Genomic DNA, 17,837 nt, shown 5'->3' with positions numbered 1-17,837 from the left:
TCAAACTGGCGACGAGAGCGTCGACCGAACGCCGTGCTCGCCAGAGATCCTTCGACTCGCTCCGCTCGCTCAGGATGACACCGGGAGACCTTGCCACTCACCGGATCTGACCTCGCCCGATCCCTCGATGTCTGACGACCCCCGCCTCGGCGACTGGCTCCGCGACTCCGCCCTCGCCGACGACACGCGCGTCGCGATTCTCGGCTTCCCGTCCGACGAGGGCGTCCGGCGCAACGGCGGGCGCCTCGGCGCCGCGCAGGGCCCGGCGGCGATCCGCGAGGCGCTGGTCAAGATGACGCCCGACGCCCGGGACCCCGCGCCGTTCGTCTGCCTCCTGGAGCACGCCGCCGACCTCGGCGACGTGGCCGCGACGGGCGACGTCGAGGCCGATCAGGCCCGCCTCGGGGAGGCCGTGGGCGAGTTGCTGGCGGCGGGCGTGGTCCCGGTGATCCTGGGAGGCGGGCACGAGACGGCGTTCGGCCACTTCCTCGGCTACGTCGCGGCCGGCCAGCGCGTCCGCGCGCTCAACTGGGACGCCCACGCCGACGTGCGGCCGCTCAGAGACGGGAAGGCCCACTCGGGCTCGCCGTTCCGGCAGATGCTCGACCACCCGTCCGGCCTGTGCGCCGGCTACACCGTCGCCGGGCTCCACCCGTGGCGCGTCGACGCGGCGCACGCCGCCGTGCCCGACCGCGTCGTCTGGGCCGACGACCTCGACGCCGCGCGCGCTGAGGCGGAGGTGGCCGCGCTCGACGGGCCGGCGCTCGCCTCGTTTGACCTCGACGCCGTCGACGCCGCGCCGGGCGTGAGCGCGCCGGGCGTCGGTGGGCTGCCCGTGGGCGTGTGGCTGGCGGCGGCCGAGGCGTGCGGCCGGAGCCCGCACGTCCGGTCGGTGGACGTCGTCGAACTCAACCCGCTCCACGACCCCGACGGGCGGACGGCCGTCCTGGCCGCGCTCACCGTGTGGCACGTCCTCCGCGGGCTGGCGGAGCGGTTTAGCGCCGACGCAGGCTGAGGCCGGTGAGGTCGCCCGTGGCCTCGACCACGAGCGCGCCGCCCTCGACGCGGACGTCTGTCACGCGGAGCTCCAGGTCCTCGTCGGTCAGGTCCACGACCGGGTTGATCTGCTGGTCCACGCGCCGGGCGATCGTGCCGCCCAGCCCGATGCCCGCGGCCCGCACCGACTCCACGTCGAGGCGGACGCGCCCGTCGGACGCTGCCAGCCGCCCGCGGACCTCGGCGCCGACGGGGATCCGCAGGCCCTCGAACTCGCCGCGCACGCGGATGGACGCCCGGTCCGGCGCCGCGAGGACCACGTCGGCGTCGGCGATGCCACGCTGGGTGCCGAGGTAGGCCGCGAGGTCGGCCGGGAGGAGGCGGGCCGTGGCCCGGGCGCCGTCGACCCGGGTGAGCCGCCGTTCCGACCGGTCGAACGTGACGCCCCGGAGCTCGACGTCGAGCCGGTCGATGACCGGCGCGTCCTCCCGCGCCACGCGCTCGCCGACGACGCGGACCGTCTCGGCCGAGGCGTCGCGGAGGGCGAGGCCCTCGACCTCGGCGTCGTAGCGGGCGGCCGGGCCGAGGGCCGCCGGAAGCGCCGCTTCGATCTCGGCCTCGACGCGCCCGGAGACGTCGCAGCCGGTGAGCGAGAGGGTGGCTAACGTGATGAAAAGGGGGAGGGTACGCATGAGGTGGGTTCGGTCGAAGGCGTTAGGATCACATGACACCCTGCGGGGGGCGAATGCGGTAGTACGTCTGAGGGGCCGCCTTGGATTTGGGCTGGATGGCCCATTGCCGTTCGGCACCGCCCGCCTATCCTGGCCCCTGCGTTCGATCAGGCCCGGGAGATGCAGCGGTGCGTGGCCTCTTCGATCGTCTCGACGCCTTCCCTGCCGCGCCGGCCCGCACGGCGCCCCCTGGCCACCATCTCATGCCTGCCACGCTCCCGCCCCCGGCCCCGAAGGCCGGCTCCTTCAAACGCCTCGATCCGCCCGCCGAGCCGGGTGTCGACGACGCGGCGCTCGACGGCGACGTCGCCCTCCTCCTCGGCGTGCTCGGCCACCGCGACGACGCGCCGGAGCGCGGCGCCCGGATCTACGAACAGCTCCGCCGGATGGCGGCGGCCCACCGATTCCGTTACTTCGGCACGCCGTCGATGTGCACGACGGCGCTCGTCCACGAGGCGTACCTCAAGCTGGCGCAGTCGTCGATGAACTTCCGGAGCCGGTCGCACTTCATGATGACGCTCTCGCGGGCCATGCGCCAGGTGCTCCTGACGTACGCCGAGGCTCGGTGCGCGCAGAAGCGCGGCGGCGGCCAGCGCCCGCTGCCGCTCGACGAGACCTCCGCCGTGGTCGTGACCGACGACGAGGCCTTCGAGATCGCCGGGATCGGCGAGGCGCTCGAGCGGCTCGAGAAGGTCGACGAGCGCGGCGCGCGCGTCGTCGAGTGCCGGTTCTTCGCCGGGCTCACCGTCGACGAGACGGCGGCCACGCTGGGGCTCTCGCCGGCCACCGTCACGCGGTGCTGGCGGGAGGTCCGGGTGTGGCTCTACCGCGAGCTGTCGGCCGACGCCGAGATCGCCGAGGCCTGAGCCATGCCGTCGCGCCCCACGGCTCCGGCCGGGAGCGGCGGCGCCCCGGCCCCCGACTCCGACAAGCCGCCGCCCGAGGCGGCCGCGGCCGAGGCCCTGTTCGACCGGCTCATGGACGGCCCGCTCCGCCTCGCCGACCCCGTGGGGCCGGAGGCGCCGGAGCGGGTCGGTGACTGGGAGCTGGGCGAGCGGATCGGGCAGGGCGGGCTGAGCACCGTCTACGAGGCCGTCCGTCCGGCGCCGGCCGGGTCGGAGCGTGCGGCAGTGAAGTTGGCGAAGCGGCTCGGCGCTGCCACCGAGTCTTTGTTTTCGCACGAGGCGGGCCTCCTTGGCCGGCTCCGCGCGCCCGGTCTCGCCCGCCTGCTCGACGCCGGGACGCACGACGATGGGCGCCCCTACATCGCGCTCGAGCGGATCGAGGGGCAGCGGCTGAGTGCGTACGCCCGGAGCCGGAACGCGTGGGAGCGCCTGCTCCTCCTGTGGCGCGTGTGCCAGACCGTCGAGGGGATCCACCTGGAAGACGTCGTTCACGGCGACCTCAAGCCCGACCACCTGCTCGTCCGCGCGGACGGGACCGTGGCCGTGCTCGACCTCGGGCTGGCCCGCGACCTCCGCCACCCGACGCCCGACGGGGCGGCCCGGCGCCTGGGCCTCACGCCCGAGTTCGCGGCGCCCGAGCAGATCCTCGGCGGTGACGTCGGGCGCGAGGCCGACGTGTACGCGCTCGGCCTCGTGATCCGCGAGGTGCTGGAGGGCCGGCGGCGGCACCTCCCGTGGGCCGCGGGCGGCGAGGGTGACGTGACGATCGAACTGCCAGACGACGCGCGGGCGCCGTCCGGCGTCCCGTTGGGGCGTTACGTTGGGGGCCTCCTCCGGACGGCCCTCCAGACCGACCCGGCACGGCGCTTCCCGACGGCCGGCGCGCTCGCGCAGGCCCTCGACGACGTGTTCGACGCGGTCATGGACGGGACCCGCCTCGCCTGAGCCGAGACGTCCGGACCCGCCCTCCCGTCGCGTTCCGCCGTCGCGCCTACCCATGAGAGTCAAGCTGATCGTCGTCCACACCGAGCGCGGGGGGGAGCCGCGGACGTACGTGCTGGACCAAGAGACGATCGTGATGGGCCGAGCCGGCACCTGCGACCTCCCGCTCGACGACCCCGACCGCGTCGTGAGCAAGCAGCACGCCGCGCTCCGCGTCGAGGGCGACGCCATCCGGATCGCCGACCTCGGCAGCAAGAACCACACGTTCCTCAACGGCGAGCGCGTGGGGACCGAGCCCCGAGCCGTCCGCGACGGCGACCAGATCCAGCTCGGTCCGTTCCAGGTGACCGTCGAGCTCGACCGCGACGTCCTCGTGGCCGACGACCTCGACCGGACCGTCTTCGGCGCCGCCTTCGCCAACCCGCTCGTCGACCCGGCCGAGGCGGTGGCGGTCGCCCTCGGCGGCCTCCGTCAGGCGTTCCAGCAGGTCGACTACCGCGACCGCGCCGACGCGCTCCGGATGGCCCTCCGCGACGCGCTCGGGCCGGAGGCTGACCTCCGCGGGATCGTCCCGCTCGTCGACCCCGACGCCGCGCTCGCCGAGCCCGACCCGGCCCCGCCCGCCTCGGGAGACCCGTCGGACGAGCCGCCCGTCGTGCCGACCACGACGCCACCGGAGGCCCTCGACGACCTGTTCGGCCCGCCGGTCGACGCCGACGGGGACGGCGATCTCGACGACCTGTTCGGGCCGCCGCTCGGCGAAGGGGGCGACGCGTCGGCCGACCCGTTCGCCGCGCCGGCCGGGGACGATCCGTTCGCCTCGCCGCCGGCCGCCAGCCCGCCGCCCGCTGCCTCACCGCTTGCCGCCACGCCGGCGGGCCCCGACGACCTCCACCGGGCGCTGGCGGGCGTCGTGGTCCGGCTCATCAGCATGCCCGGGAAGTTCCGGCACGAGTTCCTGGGGCACACCATCATCCACGCCCCCGAGACCGCGTTCCTCTTCGACGCCGACGAGGGCGCGCTCCTCCGGCACCTCATGACCGACGACCCGGCGCTCCGGGCCCAGCGCCTCGACCTCCTCGTCGACGCCACCGAGGCGGTCCTCCAGCACCACCAGAGCCTGCTGGAGGGCTACCGCGCGGCGGCCCGCGAGGGCGCCGCCGTCCTCGTCAACGGGCTCGACCCCGACCGGATCGGCGACCAGGTCAAGGCCGGGCCGATGCCAGGCGCCCGCGAGCGCGCGCTCCTCGACCTCGTCCGCCAGCGGTGCGAGATGATGCGGGGCGAGGACTTCGCCGCCGCCGAGCGTCGCGTCTACCGCCCGATCTTCTCGCGGGCCTACCTCGACACCCTGGCGCACGCCCGCGCCGCTGCCGCCTCCGACTCATGATCCGCTTCTCGCTCCTCGTCGCCCTCGCGTTCGCCCTCGGCGGGTGCAGCCTCCTCGGCCTCGGCGGGGGCGACACCGAGGCGGCCCCGGTCGCCGCCGGCCCGGACGAGCCGCCGCCGCTCCCGCCCGGCCCGACCTCGATGACGCTCGTCGGCGCGGCCGACATGAACGCGGGCGGCAACGCGGCGCGCGTGTACCTCTACCCGCTCGTGAGCGACGCCACATTCCTCGCCACGCCGGTCCAGGTCTTTTGGGAGGACCCCGAGGGCGCGCTCGGCGCCGACCTCGGCGGGCCCGTCCGCGACGCGACGGTCCGCCCGGGGAGCACCGACTCGCTCGAGGAGGTGACGCTCGACGGGGCCGCGTTCCTCGGCGTCGCCGCCGACCTCCGGACGCCCGAGGGCGACGGCTGGCGGGCCGTGTTGCCGGCGTCGCGCGTCCGCGGCCGGGCCGTGCGCGTGACCGTGACGGAGGGCGGGATCGTCGTGACGTCGGAGTAAGGGCGGGCGGTCGCCCGGTGCCCGGCTCCCTCCGCCTCGGCCTCCTCGCCGCCGCGCTCGCGCTCGGGGCGGCGGCCGGGCGCGCCCAGGCCCCGCCCGCCGTGCCCGAGCCGCCCGACGTCGCGTGGGAGTTCGTCGGGGCCGACAGCGCCCGGGTCGCGGCCCTCGCCCTCCTCGACCCCGCCGACGGCCGGCCGTTCGGCCTCGCCGACGCGGTCTACGCCACGCTCTACTACCCGCCCCCGTACCTCTACCCCGGCGGGGAGTACCCGTACCCGGTCTCGTTCGGGCTCGCCCGGCTCCACGACGGCGCCCCGAGTCCGGCCGTCCCGCCCGACTCGGCCTGGGCCTACGCCGAGGAGCGCGAGGCGCCGTACGGGATCTACGCGGCCCCGGGCGGGCTCGTGATCGCCGTGGAGGGGTCGGGCGGGGGGTCGCTGACCCGGTCGACCGACGGGGGGCAGACGTGGGCCGACGTCGAGACCGAGGCGTGCCGGGGGGACTCGGTGGACGACCGGATCGTCCGGACGTACGGGCCGGGCCGCGAGCGGGCGCTCTGGCTCCTCGCCTACCTCTGCCGAAGCGACGACGAGGGGGCCACGTGGCGGGCCGTCGAGCAGCGGTCGGCCCCCGAGTACGTCCGGCGCCGGGACCTCGTCGAGCTCCCGCCGTCGCCGATGCTCCCCGAGGGCCGGCTCGTGCTCGGCGTCGGGAGCGGGGTGCTCACGTCCGACGACGGGGGCCACGTGTGGGAGGCCACGTCGCTCTACCAGGAGTTCCGGTGGGTGGGCCACGACCTCGTCCTCGTCCCGGACGGGGCCCACCCGTACGGGGGGACCGTGTACGTCCTCGCCCGGGACTTCTACTTCGAGGACCGGGCGTACAACGTGGTCCTGGCCTCCGACGACGGCGGGGCGACGTGGGCGGAGCGGCACCGGTTCGTGTACGGCGAGAACGGGCTGGACCGGAACAGCGGGGAGCCGGAGATGGTCGCGCTCGGGGACGGGTCGCTCGTCGTCGGGCTGGTCCAGAATGGAACGCCGCCTCAACGGTACGTCGGGACGGTCGTGTGGTCGGGCGACGGGGGGCGGACGTGGTCGGCGCTGGGGCCGGAGGCGCCGTGGCTCGGGGCGCGGCCGCCGGCCGGGGCGTGCGAGCGGGCGTGCCCGGGCGGGGCGTGGCCGGGGTGGGGGCCGAAGCACCTCCGCGTGGACCGCGACGGCCGGGTCTGGGCGGGGACGGACAACGGGGTGTGGCGGACGACGTGCCCGGCGTGGGCGGTGGCCTCGGAGGCGGGTCCGGGGGCGCCGTCGGGCCTCGGGCTGTCGGTCCGTCCGAACCCGTCGCGGGGCCGGGCCGAGGTCGTCGTGACCGTGGCCGAGGCGGGGCCGGTCGCCGTGCGAGTAACGGTCTTAGACGTGCTGGGCCGCGAAGTGGCCGTCGTGTGGGACGGCGCGGCGCGGGACGGCCAGCGGGTCGCGGTCGACGGGAGCGGGTGGCCGGCCGGGGTCTACACGGTCCGCGCGGCGTCCGAGGCGGGCGAGGTCAGCGCGCGGCTAACGGTCGTTCGGTAGCCGAGGGCGGATGACGCTCCGCCCGTCGGTTCTCAGTATTTGATGGGGAGGCGGCGCGCGCACGTGCCGCGCCGGAATCCATCTCCCCTGACCCCGCCCGTGTCGGACCGCCGTCGAGTCGTCTGGTACGAGGGCATGACCCTCGACCCCCACCATCTCCAGCAGTGGGACCGCGCCGTCCGCGCCGACCTCGACGCCCGCGTCGACGCCGCCGCGCGCTACGGTTGGGGCCTCGCGCACCTCGAGATCGACGCCGACCGGCTCGCCAACGGCGAGTTCGCGCTCGGCGCCGCGCGCGGCGTGATGCCCGACGGGCTCCCGTTCCGGTTTCCCCAGGACGGCCCCGTCCCCGCCACCCGCGACGTCCGCGACGGGCTGGGCCCGACGGCCGACCGCGTGCGGGTCTACTTGGCGGTGCCGTCGGTCCGCGTGGGCGGGTCGAACGTGCTGCTCGAGGGCGCTGCCGCGCGGCGCGAGACGCGGTTCATCGCCGAGACCGTCGCGGTCCCCGATGACACGACGGGCGCCGACGAGCGCGACGTGCAAGTCGGCCGGCTCAACGCGCGGATCCTGTTCGACGGCGAGCCGCGCGAGGACTACGTGACGCTCCCCATCGCCGAGGTCACGCGCGACCCCGACGGGAGCTTCGCCGCCGACCCGTCCTTCATCGCGCCGTCGGTGCAGACGGGCGCGACTGGCGCGCTCGACGCGCTCGTCCGCCGGACGACCGAGCGGCTGGCGGCGCGGGCCGGCGAGTTCGGCCGCCGCTGGCAGGCCGTCCGGAACCAGCGCGAGATCTCGCCGGCCGACGTGACGGCGCAGGCGCTCCTCGCGGCCACCGCCGAGTACACGCCGAGGCTGGACCACCTGCGCCGGACGGAGGCCCACCCGTGCGCCGTGTTCGGCGAGATGGCCGGCCTCGCGGGCCGCCTCTGGGCCGCCGTCCCCGACGCCGGGCCCTCCCCGAGCGACCTCCCGACGTACGACCACGCCGACCCGACCGGGCCGTTCCGCGACCTCGCCGCGGCCATCGACCAGTTGCTCGGCGGGCGGGCGCCGAAGCAGAACTACACGCGCGTCCCGCTCGTGCGCCGCCGCGCCAACCTGTTCCACGCCGAGCTGGCGCCGGAGGTCATGGACGCCGCCGCGCTCGTGCTCGCCGTCCGACGCGACGGCGTGAGCCCGGAGCACCTCCGCCAGCAGCTCCCGCAGATGCTCCGCGTGGCCTCGCCCGACACGATCGAGGCCGTCATCCGGTCGGCCACGCTCGCGCTCCCGCTCCAGGCCGCGCCGACGCCGCCCTCGGGCCTCCCGGTCGACCCCCGCGCCGCCTACTTCGTGCCGCGCCGGAGCGGTCCCTTCTGGGACGCCATCCGCGACGCCGGTGCCGTCGCCCTCTTCACCCCGATCGAGTTCGCCGACGCCGAGTACGAGTTGCTCGCGCCGACGCCGGGCTGACCCCTCACCCATGGCCGACGACCCCCGCCCCGACGACGACGCGACGCGGATCTACCGCCCCTACGGGAGCCCACCGCCCGACGCCGACGAGCCCGACCCGTTCGCCCCGGACCCGCCCGCCTCGGGCGAGCCGTCGGCGGACCCGTTCGCCCCGTCCCGGCCCGCGCCCACCTCGAAGGACCCGTTCGCGCCGGACGCCGACCCGTTCGCTCCCGAGCCGTCGACGGTTCCCGCCGACGACCCGTTCGCCCCACGCCCGAGCGGGTCCCCCGACCCCTTCGCCCCGCCGCCGTCGAAACCGTCGGCTTTGGAAAACAAGTCGGGCGGAGACGCGACCGACCTGTTCGGGCCGCCGATCGACTTCGGGTCGGGCCCCTCCTCGGACGGTCCACCCGCCGATGACCCGTTCGCCGCGCCGCCCGAGGCGGCCGACCTCGTCTCGGGGGGCGATCCCTTCGCGCCGCCGCCGACGGCCGCGCCGACGCCGGACCCGGACCCGTTCCGGGCGCCCGAGACCGGCGACGACCCGTTCGCCCCGCGCCCCGGCGGATCGCCGGACCCGTTCGCGCCGTCGCCGCCCTCGACTCCCGACCCCTTCTCGGCGGGCCCTCCGCCCGAGGCGAAGGCGCCCCCGAAGCCGGAGCCGAAGGACGATCCGTTCGAGCTCGGCGCGGCCGACCCGTTCGCACCGGCTCCAAAGGCGCCCGCGCCGCAGCCCCGCGACCGCGAGGACCCCTTCGCCGCCCGCCCGTCGACGGAGACCAGCGACCCGTTCGCTTCCCTCAAAAGCGCTGGTGGCGGTGGGGGGGGGGGATACGACGACTCGTCGTTCCACGGAACGCCGTACGCGGGCGGGGACGAGATGGAACTGCCCGAGTCGTTCGGGACTGAGCGGACGCTGGCGGGCGCGTTCACGCCCGTGTTCTCGCTCGTCCTCCAGATCCGCGCGGCCCAGCGCCTCGGCGATGGGCAGGCGCTCCGCCAGCGGATCGAGCGGCTTCTCGCGGAGTCCGCCCGGACGGCCCGCTCCTACAACGTGCCGGAGGAGGACATCGAGGAGGCCACGTTCTGCCTCGTGGCGTTCCTCGACGAGGCCATCCTCGCGACGGACTGGCCGGGCCACGACGCGTGGTCGTCCCAGCCGCTCCAACTCACGCACTACGACCGCTACGACGCGGGCGAGCGCTTTTTCGACCGGCTCAAGCGCCTCCTCGACGAGGGCGCCACGCGGACCGGCGTCCTCGAGGTGTATTACCTCTGCCTCGCACTCGGCTTCAAGGGCCGCTACGCGATCCATGGGCGCGAGGTGCTGCGGCGGCTGGTCGAGGACCTCCACGGTCGGCTGGAGCGGGCCTACGGCGCGCCCGGCGCTCTGTCGCCGCGCGGCCGGTCCCGCGAGGTGCCCGCCGAGGCGGAGAAGGACGGCCTCCCGACATGGGCCCTCTGGGTCGGCGCCGCCGTCCTCGTCGCGCTCCTCTACCTCGGCCTCAGCTTCTCGCTGTCGGGCGCCGCCAACGACACGGCCGACGACCTCCGCGCCCTCACCGCCGCCTCGGCGGAGTAGCCCCAGACTGGCATGTCGCCTCGCAAGATCATTTTCTCGCTTCTCGGCGCGGTCGGCATCAGCGGCACGTTCCTGATGCTGCTCCGCTACGGCGTCCCGATGACGACGCTGCTGCTCATCGTGATCGGGCTGCTGGTGGCCGCCGTCGGGACCCTGGCCGCCTCGGCGATGAAGGCGCGGCGGTCGGGCGGCAACATCGAGGACGCCCTGAAGGAGCAGTCCGCGCGGGAGGCCGCGCAGATGGCGCCCGACCGGAAGGCCGAGATCCAGCGGATGCAGGAGTCGTTCGACCGGGCCGTCGAACAGCTCAAGGCGTCGAGCCTCGGCGGGTCGAGCCGGTTCGGTCGCGGCAAGAAGGCGCTCTACGCGCTGCCGTGGTACCTCTTCGTCGGCCCGCCCGGCGCGGGCAAGACGACGGCGCTCCTTGAGAGCGGCCTCCGCTTCCCGGCCGGCGCCGAGCGCGTCCGCGGCGTCGGCGGCACGCGGAACTGCGACTGGTTCTTCACCGACGAGGCCATCCTCCTCGACACCGCCGGCCGCTACACGACCGAGGACGAGGACCGCGAGGAGTGGAACGCCTTCCTCGACGCGCTCAAGGAGAGCCGGCCCGACCGGCCCATCAACGGCGTCCTCGTCGGCATCAGCGCGCAGGATTTGCTGGGCGACGAGCGCGAGCTGGAGGACCACGCCGACAACGTCCGCCGCCGCGTCGACGAACTCGTGGCGCAGCTCGGGCTCCGACTGCCGGTCTACCTCGTCGTGACCAAGACCGACCTCGTGCCGGGCTTCGTCGAGACCTTCGGCGAGCTCGACCGCGAGGACCGCGAGCAGGTCTGGGGCGCGACCGTCGAGCCGTACTCGACGGCGGCGCCGGACGAGGTCGTCGAGCGCGAGTTCGACGGGCTGATGAAGGCGCTCCGGCCGGTCCGGATGCAGCGGCTCTCGCGGAACCTCCGCCGCGAGGAGCGCCAGCGGATCTACGACTTCCCGCTCGAGTTCGGCGCGCTCCGCGACCGGCTGGCCCGGTTCTCGGCGCGCGTCTTCGCCCCGACCCCGCTCGCCGACGGCCCGCTCTTCCGCGGGTTCTACTTCACGAGCGGCACGCAGGAGGGCGCCCCCATCGACCGCGTGATCGGCGCGCTGGCGAAGCAGTTCGGCCTCAGCACGCCGCCGCCGCCGCGCCCGCCGGAGACGCCGAAGAGCTACTTCCTCAAGGACGTCTTCACCGACGTCGTCTTCCCCGACCGCTACGTCGCGCGGCGGACGAAGCGGGCGGCCGGGGCCACGTGGCGGGCCATGACGCGGACCGGGCTCGCGGCGCTCGGCACGGCGGCCCTCGTGGCGATCCTGCTCGGCTTCGCGGGCGCCCGGAGCAGCCTCGACCTCAAGCGCGTCATGGACCGGGCCGAGGAGGCGACGGGCGCCTCGTTCCGCGTCGAGGGCGCGCGGTACTCCGACGTGAACCGGCTGGAGCGGCTGCGCGAGGAGGTCGTGCGGCTGAACTCGCCTCGCCCGCTGAGCCGGGCGCTCCGCCTCGGGCTCGACCGGGGCGACACGGTCCGTGAGCCGGCGTCGCGCGTGTACTACGGCGAGGTCCGCGACCTCGTGGCCGTCTACGCGATGCGCCAGCTTCGAGCGTCGCTGGAACGGTCGCGGCGGTTCGACGAGGCCGACACGCTCGACACGCCGGGCGAGACGCTCGCCGCTCAGCAGGCCGCCCGCCGCGTCGACATCGAGAACGACCTCGAGGCGTACCTCCTCCTGACGACCCACGCCGACTCGCTCCGCAGCAGCGAGTACTTCCGCGACGCGCTCAAGACGCGCCTCGCCGAGATCGCGCCCCGCAACGCGCTCGCCGACGCCGCTGGCGACAACGACGAGATGGCCGGCCTCGTGGTCCGCCAGACCGACGCCTTCGTGGACGGGCTGGCGGCCGGGCTCGTCGAGCCGTTCGACGCCGATCGCTCGCTCATCAACGCGGCCATCGCCGTGGTCGACATCCCGCCGACCCTCGATGGGTTGTACGAACGGATCCGGCGAGAGGCCCTGGCCAGGTTGCCCCCCCTCGGGCTCGCCGACGCCGTCAAGCCCGAGCACCTCCCGCTGTTCGCTCCGGCGGGGATCGTGCCGGGTTTTTTTACGCGTGACGGCTGGGACCGCGTCGTGAAGAGCCGCTTCCAGCAGGCCTCCGACAACCCGGCCGGCGAGTACTGGGTGCTGGGGCGGACCGCCGAGGACCTCCCGCCCGAGCTCCGCGACCCGGACGTGGTGTACGACGCGCTCATGACGCGCTACCAGTCCGACTACGTCAACGCTTGGACGCGCTTCCTCCACTCGGTCCACTACAAGGAGGTCTCGGGCGCCGCGGCTGAGGAGCGGCTGGCGATCCTCGGCTCGGCGACGGACTCGCCCATCGGCTGGCTGCTGGCCGTCGTGTCGGAGCAGACGACGCTGCCGGCGGAAGACACGGCGCCGCGCTCGCGTGGGTTCATGGACCGCGCCGCCGCGGCCGTCGGCCTCGGCGACAACGCCGAGGCGGACACGACGGCCTCGCCCAACCCTATCGCCGAGGCGTTCGCGGGCATCCACCGGCTCAACGCGGCCGGCCTCCCGGCCGGCGAGGCCGACGAGGGGCTCTATGCGGCCCTCGAGGCGCTCGCCCAGTTCGGCCGCCGGATCCTCGGCGCCGCCGGCGACCGTGCCATGGCCGCCGACCTTCTGGCCGTGACGAAGGACGAGATCGAGCAGGGCACGCGCGGCATGGACCGCCAGACGCGCTCGAACCTCTTTTTCGAGCCGCTCGACATCACGACCACCCTCGCCGTGACGTCGGCCGCGACGGAGGCGGCCGAGGCCGCGTCCGGCGCCGCCGAGGAGGCTGCGGCCGAGGCGCTCTCGGTCGCCCTGGAGGCCTACGGCCGGATCGCCGGGCGCTACCCGTTCGACCCGAGCTCGTCGCGCGACGCGGCCATCGACGACGCGCGCGCCTTCTTCGACCCCGCCGGCGGCGAACTGGCGACGCTCGCCGAGGCGCTCGGCGACGGGGGCGGGTCGCCCGCGCTCCGCCGCGCCGTCGCGCGGGGCCAGGAGATCGGCCGCGCCCTCTTCTCCGGCGACCTCACGTTCCGCCTCCGCCCCGACCTCCCGACCTACTCGTCCGACGCCGCCCAGCGCGCGCTCGCCGTCGACGCCGTCGCCGTCGGCATCCACGGCTCGAACAGCGTGTACCGGCTCGGGAGCACGCGGTGGACCGACTTCCGCTGGCCCGGCACGCCAGGCGCGTTCGTCACGGTCCAGCGCCAGCTCGGACCCCTCGCGACGGAGTACGAGGGCGACTGGGCCGTCTTCCGGCTGTTCCAGGACGCGACGGTCCGCCCCCGCGGCGGGACGCTCTACGACGTGACGTGGACCTTCCGGGACGGCCCGCATTCCGTCACGGCGCAGTACGAGATGCGGACGACGACCGAGGCGACGCCGCTCGCCAACCCCGCCTCGTTCCTCCGCTTCTCGCTGCCGCGGACGGCCAACTAGATGCGCCGCCCCGCCGCTCGCACGCGGGCCTCTCGCGGTCGGGACGCCCTGCGAGGTGCCCCGCCAGCCGACCGAGGCGGGAGCGCCCGCCTCGGCGCCACGCTGGGATGACCGACACGGGCCCCGTCCTCTTCGGCAAGCTCCCCGCGCGCGCCGACTTCGTCCGCCGCGGCCCGTCCGGCCCGGCGATCGACGCCTTCGACGACCTCGTGCAGCGGGCGCTCCAGTCGGGTGCGCGGACCACGCGGGGGCCGCTGTACCGGATGGTCTACGCCCCGCCCGGTCCGCACGCCATTGTCGGCGCCGTGCGCCTGAGCCGCGACAAGGTCGGCCGCGCGTACCCGCTCGTGGCCGGGCGGACGGTCCTGCGCGACGGGCTCGACCAGGGCGCGGCCGCGTCGTGGCCGCTCCGCTGGGGGCCCTTGTTCGACGCCGCGGCCTGGCTCGTGGAAGGCGCCCTCCGCGGCGCGCCGCTTGAGGACGTCGAGGACCGCCTCGGGCACCTCCCGGAGCTCGCGTCGACCGAGGGCCGGTCGGCCGAGGTCGACACGCACGTCCGGGCGATCGCGCGGCTCCAGGCCCACGACCTCTGGCACCGGATCTGGGGCGGGTCGGGTGCGTCCGGTGCGGCGGTCGTGTTCCACCGGCTGGCCAAGGCGCCGCCCGCGCCGCCGCCGTACGGCCTCCGCTTCCCCCTCCCACCGCCCGCGCCCGACTTCCGCAGCCGCGACGCCGTGGCCGTCTGGCTCGCCGTCTGCTGGTACCTCCTCTCGACCGTCGGCTCCGGCCTGACGATCCTCTGGGCCGAGGGGCCGCCCTACGCCCTCTACGTCTTCTTTACCACGCCGCCCGCGTCGACCCTCCGCGCCCTCCTCGGCGGACGCGCGGATCCGGACCGCGTCGCCCACGTGGACCGCGGCGCCGCCGAGGCGGCCCGTCGGGCTGCGACCCAACTCCCGCCCGCGTTCCGGCGCCTCCTCCGCGACCCCGACGCCTCCGTCGCCGACGTCCTCGCTCGCCTCCACACGATCCGCTGACTCCCGTTTTTATGGCCGACGACGAGACCCTCGAGCCCCTGACGACGCCCCGCCTGGAGGCCATCCGCGCGCCGATCCCCGGCGACAACCCGGCTGGCGAGGACATGAAGTACGAGGACGACTTCCTCACGCTCAAGGCCGAGGTCGACGAGCTCGGCGCGGCCACAGGCGAGGTCGACTTCAGCGCGATCGTCGACCTCTCGACCAAGATCCTCTCGGAGCGCTCGAAGGACCTCGCGGTCGCCGGCTACCTCGTCCTCGGCCTCACGCGGACGGCCGGCTACTCCGGGATCGCGGAGGGGCTGGCGGCCACGCGCGCCGTGACGGAGGGGTTCTGGGACGACGCGTTCCCGCCGGTCCGCCGGATGCGCGGGCGCCAAGCCGCCCTCCAGTTCGTCGCCGAGCGGACGAGCGCGTGGATCCAGAACAACCGCGCCGAGCCGGAGGACCGGGAGTCGCTCGAACACGCCGAGGCGGAGACCTCCGCGCTCCAGGAGTTCGTGACGGAGGCCATGGGCGAGGACGCGCCGGCCTTCAGTGGCGTCCTCCGCGAGATCCGCGAGCAGCTCCGCCGCCTGCCCAAGCCCGAGCCGCCGCCCGAGGAGGTCCCGCCGGCCCCCGAGGTGGACGCTCCTGCCGCCGCTGAGCCCACCCCGACCGCCAGCGCGCCGAGCACGCCGGCTCCCTCCGCCTCGGCCGCGCCGTCGGGCGGGGGAGGGGACGCCTCGTTCTCGACGGCCAAGGAGGCCGGGATCGTGGTGATGAAGGTGGCCCAGTTCTTCCGCGACGAGGATCCCTACGACGCCGTCGCGTTCGGGCTCGTCCGCGCCGTCCGGTGGAACGCGATCCCAGGGGCGCCGCCGACGGGCAAGATCCCGCCGCCGCCGAAGCCCCGCCGCGACGCGCTCGCGGGGATGCTGACGGCCGGCAACCACGCCGTGCTCGTGCGCGAGGCCGAGGCGTCGTTCCAGCAGAGCCCGTTCCACTTCTGGCTCGACCTCCAGCGGCTCGTGGCCGGCGCGCTCAAGGCGCTCGGCGCCCCCGCCGCCGCGGCCCACGCCACGGTCGTCGACGCGACGGCGTCGCTCGTCCGCCGCGTCCCGTCGCTCACGACGGTGACGTTTCTCGACGGCACGCCGTTCGCCGACCCGCTGACGGTCGCGTGGCTCCAAGAGATCGCTGCGCCGGGCGCTGGCGGCGGGGGAGGAGGGGGCGCCGACAGCGCCAGCGCCGACGCGATCCGCGAGGCCCGCGAGACGGCCTCCGGTGGCGACGTGCCGGGCGCCGTGGCCGCGCTCATGGTTGGCGCGGGCAACCCGCGCGACCGGTTCGAGCGGGGCGTCGCCGCGGCCGAGATGTGCCTCGGCGCCGGCCGCCCCGACGTGGCCCTCGCGCTGTTGGATGACGCCGACGAGGCCGTCCGCGCCCACCGGCTCGACGTGTGGGACGCCGACGCGGCGGCCTCCGCGCTCCGCCTGCTCCACACGGCGTGCACCGCGCTCCGCAACACCGCCGGCACCCCCCAGCGCAAGACCGATCTGACGGACCGCGCCGACGAGGCGTTCGCTCGACTGGCCCGCCTCGATCCGGCCCTCGCCATGCGGAGCACGCCGCCGCCGAAGCCCTGACCCCGGCCGCCTCGGTGAGATCGCCGAGGTGGACAGGCTCCGGCCGCGGCGCCCTCCGGCCCGGGCGCACCGCGCGTCAACCGCCGAGCGAGCATCCGCACCAGCCCGAGCCCGCCGAGCTGGGGACCTACGGCACGTTCGCCGCGAGCCACTGGCGGAGCTGCGGCTCGGGGAGGGCGCCCGTGAACTCGGCCGCGACGGTGCCGTCGACGAACAGCTTGACGGCCGGAATCCCGCGGATGCCGAACCGCTGGGCGAGCGCCGGGTGCGCGTCGGTGTTGATCTTGACGAGCCGCCACCGCCCGCCGCTCTCCTTCGCCAGCGTCTCGATCGTCGGGCCGAGCACGCGGCACGGGCCGCACCACGGCGCCCAGAAGTCGACGAGGACGGGTTTCTCGTGGCTCTTGTCGAGGACCTCCGTCTGGAATCGGTCAGGGGGCGCGGCGTCGGGCATGGGGCCAGGGGCGGTGTCTAGGTCCAACTACCGGACGGCGGGCGCGCGTTCCCGCCGTCCGCCCGGTCCACCGCGGCGTCGAGGCGGAGGGGGGCGTGGAGCGGATGGCGCGCGCGACCGTAGGAGGAGGCCGCCCCGCCCGATCCGGTCTCCCATCCATGCGCCCTACCACCGTCGCCCGCGTCAGCGTCGCCGTCGGGCTCGCCGTGCTCGCGCTGAAGGGCCTCGCGTACTGGCTGACGGGGTCGGTGTCGCTCTACTCCGACGCGCTCGAGTCGGTCGTCAACGTGGCGGCGGCGGGCGTGGCGCTGGTGGCGGTGCGGGTCGCGGCGCGGCCCCCGGACGAGAACCACCCGTACGGCCACACCAAGGCCGAGTACCTCGCGGCCGTCGTCGAGGGCGCACTCATCGTGTGGGCCGCCGTCGAGATCGTGCGCGCGGCGTGGGGGCGCTTTGAAGACCCGGTCGCGCTCGACGGGCTCGGGGTCGGCCTCGCCGTCTCGGTCGCGGCGACGGCGATCAACGGGGCCTGGGCCGCCGTCCTCGTGCGGACCGGCCGGCGGCACCGCTCCCCCGCCCTCGAAGCCGACGGCCGCCACCTCTGGGCCGACGTCGTCACGACGGTCGGCGTGCTGGTCGGGATCGGGCTGGCGGCGCTCACCGGGTGGTGGATCCTCGACCCGCTCCTGGCGGTCGCGGTGGCCGTCAACGTCGTCGTCGTGGGCGTCCGGCTCCTGCGGGAGTCCGTCGCCGGGCTGATGGACGAGGCCGTGCCGCCGGCCGAGATGGAGGCCGTCCACGAGGCGATCCGAGCGCACATGGGCGACGCGCTCGAGGTCCACGCGCTCCGGGCCCGCCACGCCGGGCGGCACACGTTCGTCGAGTTCCACCTCGTGGTCCGTGGCGAGGCGACGGTCGCCGAGTCGCACGCGCTCTGCGACCGGCTGGAGACGGCGGTCCACGCGGCCGTGCCGGAGTCAAGCGTCACGATCCACGTCGAGCCCGAGCACAAGGGGAAGGGCCACGGCGGCGTCGTCACCCTGGGCTCCGACGTGCCCCACACGTTTACCTGACCCCGCCCGCCTCGGCCCGGCGCTCGGCGGAACGAGCGCTCGGCCCGGTCGTAC

14 protein-coding genes are annotated in these 17,837 nt (G+C 75.4%); 12 read left to right on the top strand and 2 right to left on the bottom strand.

Annotated elements, in window-relative coordinates; translation table 11 throughout:
* The first annotated feature begins 127 nt into the window (after positions 1-127).
* The gene (locus BSZ37_RS02085; RefSeq protein WP_095508952.1) at positions 128-1,015 is read left to right on the top strand and encodes a formimidoylglutamase; all 888 of its coding nucleotides are present in this window, start codon (positions 128-130) and stop codon (positions 1,013-1,015) included.
* Here the strand turns inward: BSZ37_RS02085 and BSZ37_RS02080 are convergent.
* Positions 996-1,688: an LmeA family phospholipid-binding protein gene (locus tag BSZ37_RS02080; protein ID WP_095508951.1), complete on the bottom strand. Its 693-nt coding sequence runs from the start codon at positions 1,686-1,688 to the stop codon at positions 996-998. The genes BSZ37_RS02085 and BSZ37_RS02080 overlap by 20 nt on opposite strands.
* Before the next feature lie 242 nt (positions 1,689-1,930).
* On the opposite strand from BSZ37_RS02080, the gene BSZ37_RS02075 reads away from it, so the two are divergent.
* The 10 genes from BSZ37_RS02075 (at position 1,931) to tssA (ending at position 16,256) form a co-directional block, all read left to right on the top strand.
* Entirely contained in the window at positions 1,931-2,593 is a 663-nt protein-coding gene (locus BSZ37_RS02075) for an ECF-type sigma factor (protein WP_179299430.1), read from the top strand.
* 3 nt (positions 2,594-2,596) lie between these two features.
* Positions 2,597-3,577: a serine/threonine-protein kinase gene (locus tag BSZ37_RS02070; RefSeq protein WP_095508949.1), complete on the top strand. Its 981-nt coding sequence runs from the start codon at positions 2,597-2,599 to the stop codon at positions 3,575-3,577.
* Positions 3,578-3,629: 52 nt separating this feature from the next.
* Positions 3,630-4,964, top strand: a complete 1,335-nt coding sequence (locus BSZ37_RS02065; RefSeq protein WP_095508948.1) for an FHA domain-containing protein — start codon at positions 3,630-3,632, stop codon at positions 4,962-4,964.
* Complete coding sequence (gene tssJ / locus BSZ37_RS02060; protein WP_095508947.1) at positions 4,961-5,464, top strand: type VI secretion system lipoprotein TssJ; 504 nt, start codon at positions 4,961-4,963, stop codon at positions 5,462-5,464. The genes BSZ37_RS02065 and tssJ overlap by 4 nt, the downstream gene beginning before the upstream one ends.
* A 17-nt stretch (positions 5,465-5,481) precedes the next feature.
* Positions 5,482-7,038 carry an exo-alpha-sialidase gene (locus tag BSZ37_RS02055; RefSeq protein ID WP_095508946.1) on the top strand — a complete coding sequence of 519 codons (1,557 nt, stop codon included), beginning with the start codon at positions 5,482-5,484 and terminating at the stop codon, positions 7,036-7,038.
* Between the two features lie 42 nt (positions 7,039-7,080).
* Complete coding sequence (tssK, locus tag BSZ37_RS02050) at positions 7,081-8,496, top strand: type VI secretion system baseplate subunit TssK (protein WP_095508945.1); 1,416 nt, start codon at positions 7,081-7,083, stop codon at positions 8,494-8,496.
* A gap of 10 nt (positions 8,497-8,506) precedes the next feature.
* On the top strand, positions 8,507-10,060 hold the full coding sequence (gene icmH, locus BSZ37_RS02045; RefSeq protein WP_095508944.1) for a type IVB secretion system protein IcmH/DotU: 1,554 nt from the start codon (positions 8,507-8,509) through the stop codon (positions 10,058-10,060).
* Positions 10,061-10,072: 12 nt separating this feature from the next.
* A complete protein-coding gene (tssM, locus tag BSZ37_RS02040; RefSeq protein WP_095508943.1) occupies positions 10,073-13,591 on the top strand; it encodes a type VI secretion system membrane subunit TssM in 3,519 nt (1,172 codons plus the stop codon).
* Positions 13,592-13,698: 107 nt separating this feature from the next.
* Positions 13,699-14,628 (top strand): type VI secretion system-associated protein TagF, encoded by a 930-nt coding sequence (gene tagF / locus BSZ37_RS02035; RefSeq protein ID WP_095508942.1) that lies wholly within the window; start codon positions 13,699-13,701, stop codon positions 14,626-14,628.
* A gap of 11 nt (positions 14,629-14,639) precedes the next feature.
* Positions 14,640-16,256, top strand: a complete 1,617-nt coding sequence (gene tssA / locus BSZ37_RS02030; RefSeq protein WP_095508941.1) for a type VI secretion system protein TssA — start codon at positions 14,640-14,642, stop codon at positions 16,254-16,256.
* 127 nt (positions 16,257-16,383) lie between these two features.
* Here tssA and trxA read toward each other — a convergent pair whose 3' ends face one another.
* Positions 16,384-16,710, bottom strand: a complete 327-nt coding sequence (trxA, locus tag BSZ37_RS02025; RefSeq protein WP_095508940.1) for a thioredoxin — start codon at positions 16,708-16,710, stop codon at positions 16,384-16,386.
* 158 nt (positions 16,711-16,868) lie between these two features.
* On the opposite strand from trxA, the gene BSZ37_RS02020 reads away from it, so the two are divergent.
* Positions 16,869-17,783: a cation diffusion facilitator family transporter gene (locus tag BSZ37_RS02020; RefSeq protein WP_095508939.1), complete on the top strand. Its 915-nt coding sequence runs from the start codon at positions 16,869-16,871 to the stop codon at positions 17,781-17,783.
* Positions 17,784-17,837 lie beyond the last annotated feature (54 nt).

Origin of the sequence: Rubrivirga marina (genome assembly GCF_002283365.1) — a bacterium.
Lineage (GTDB): Bacteria > Bacteroidota > Rhodothermia > Rhodothermales > Rubricoccaceae > Rubrivirga > Rubrivirga marina.
This window is presented reverse-complemented; position numbering and strand designations above follow the sequence as displayed.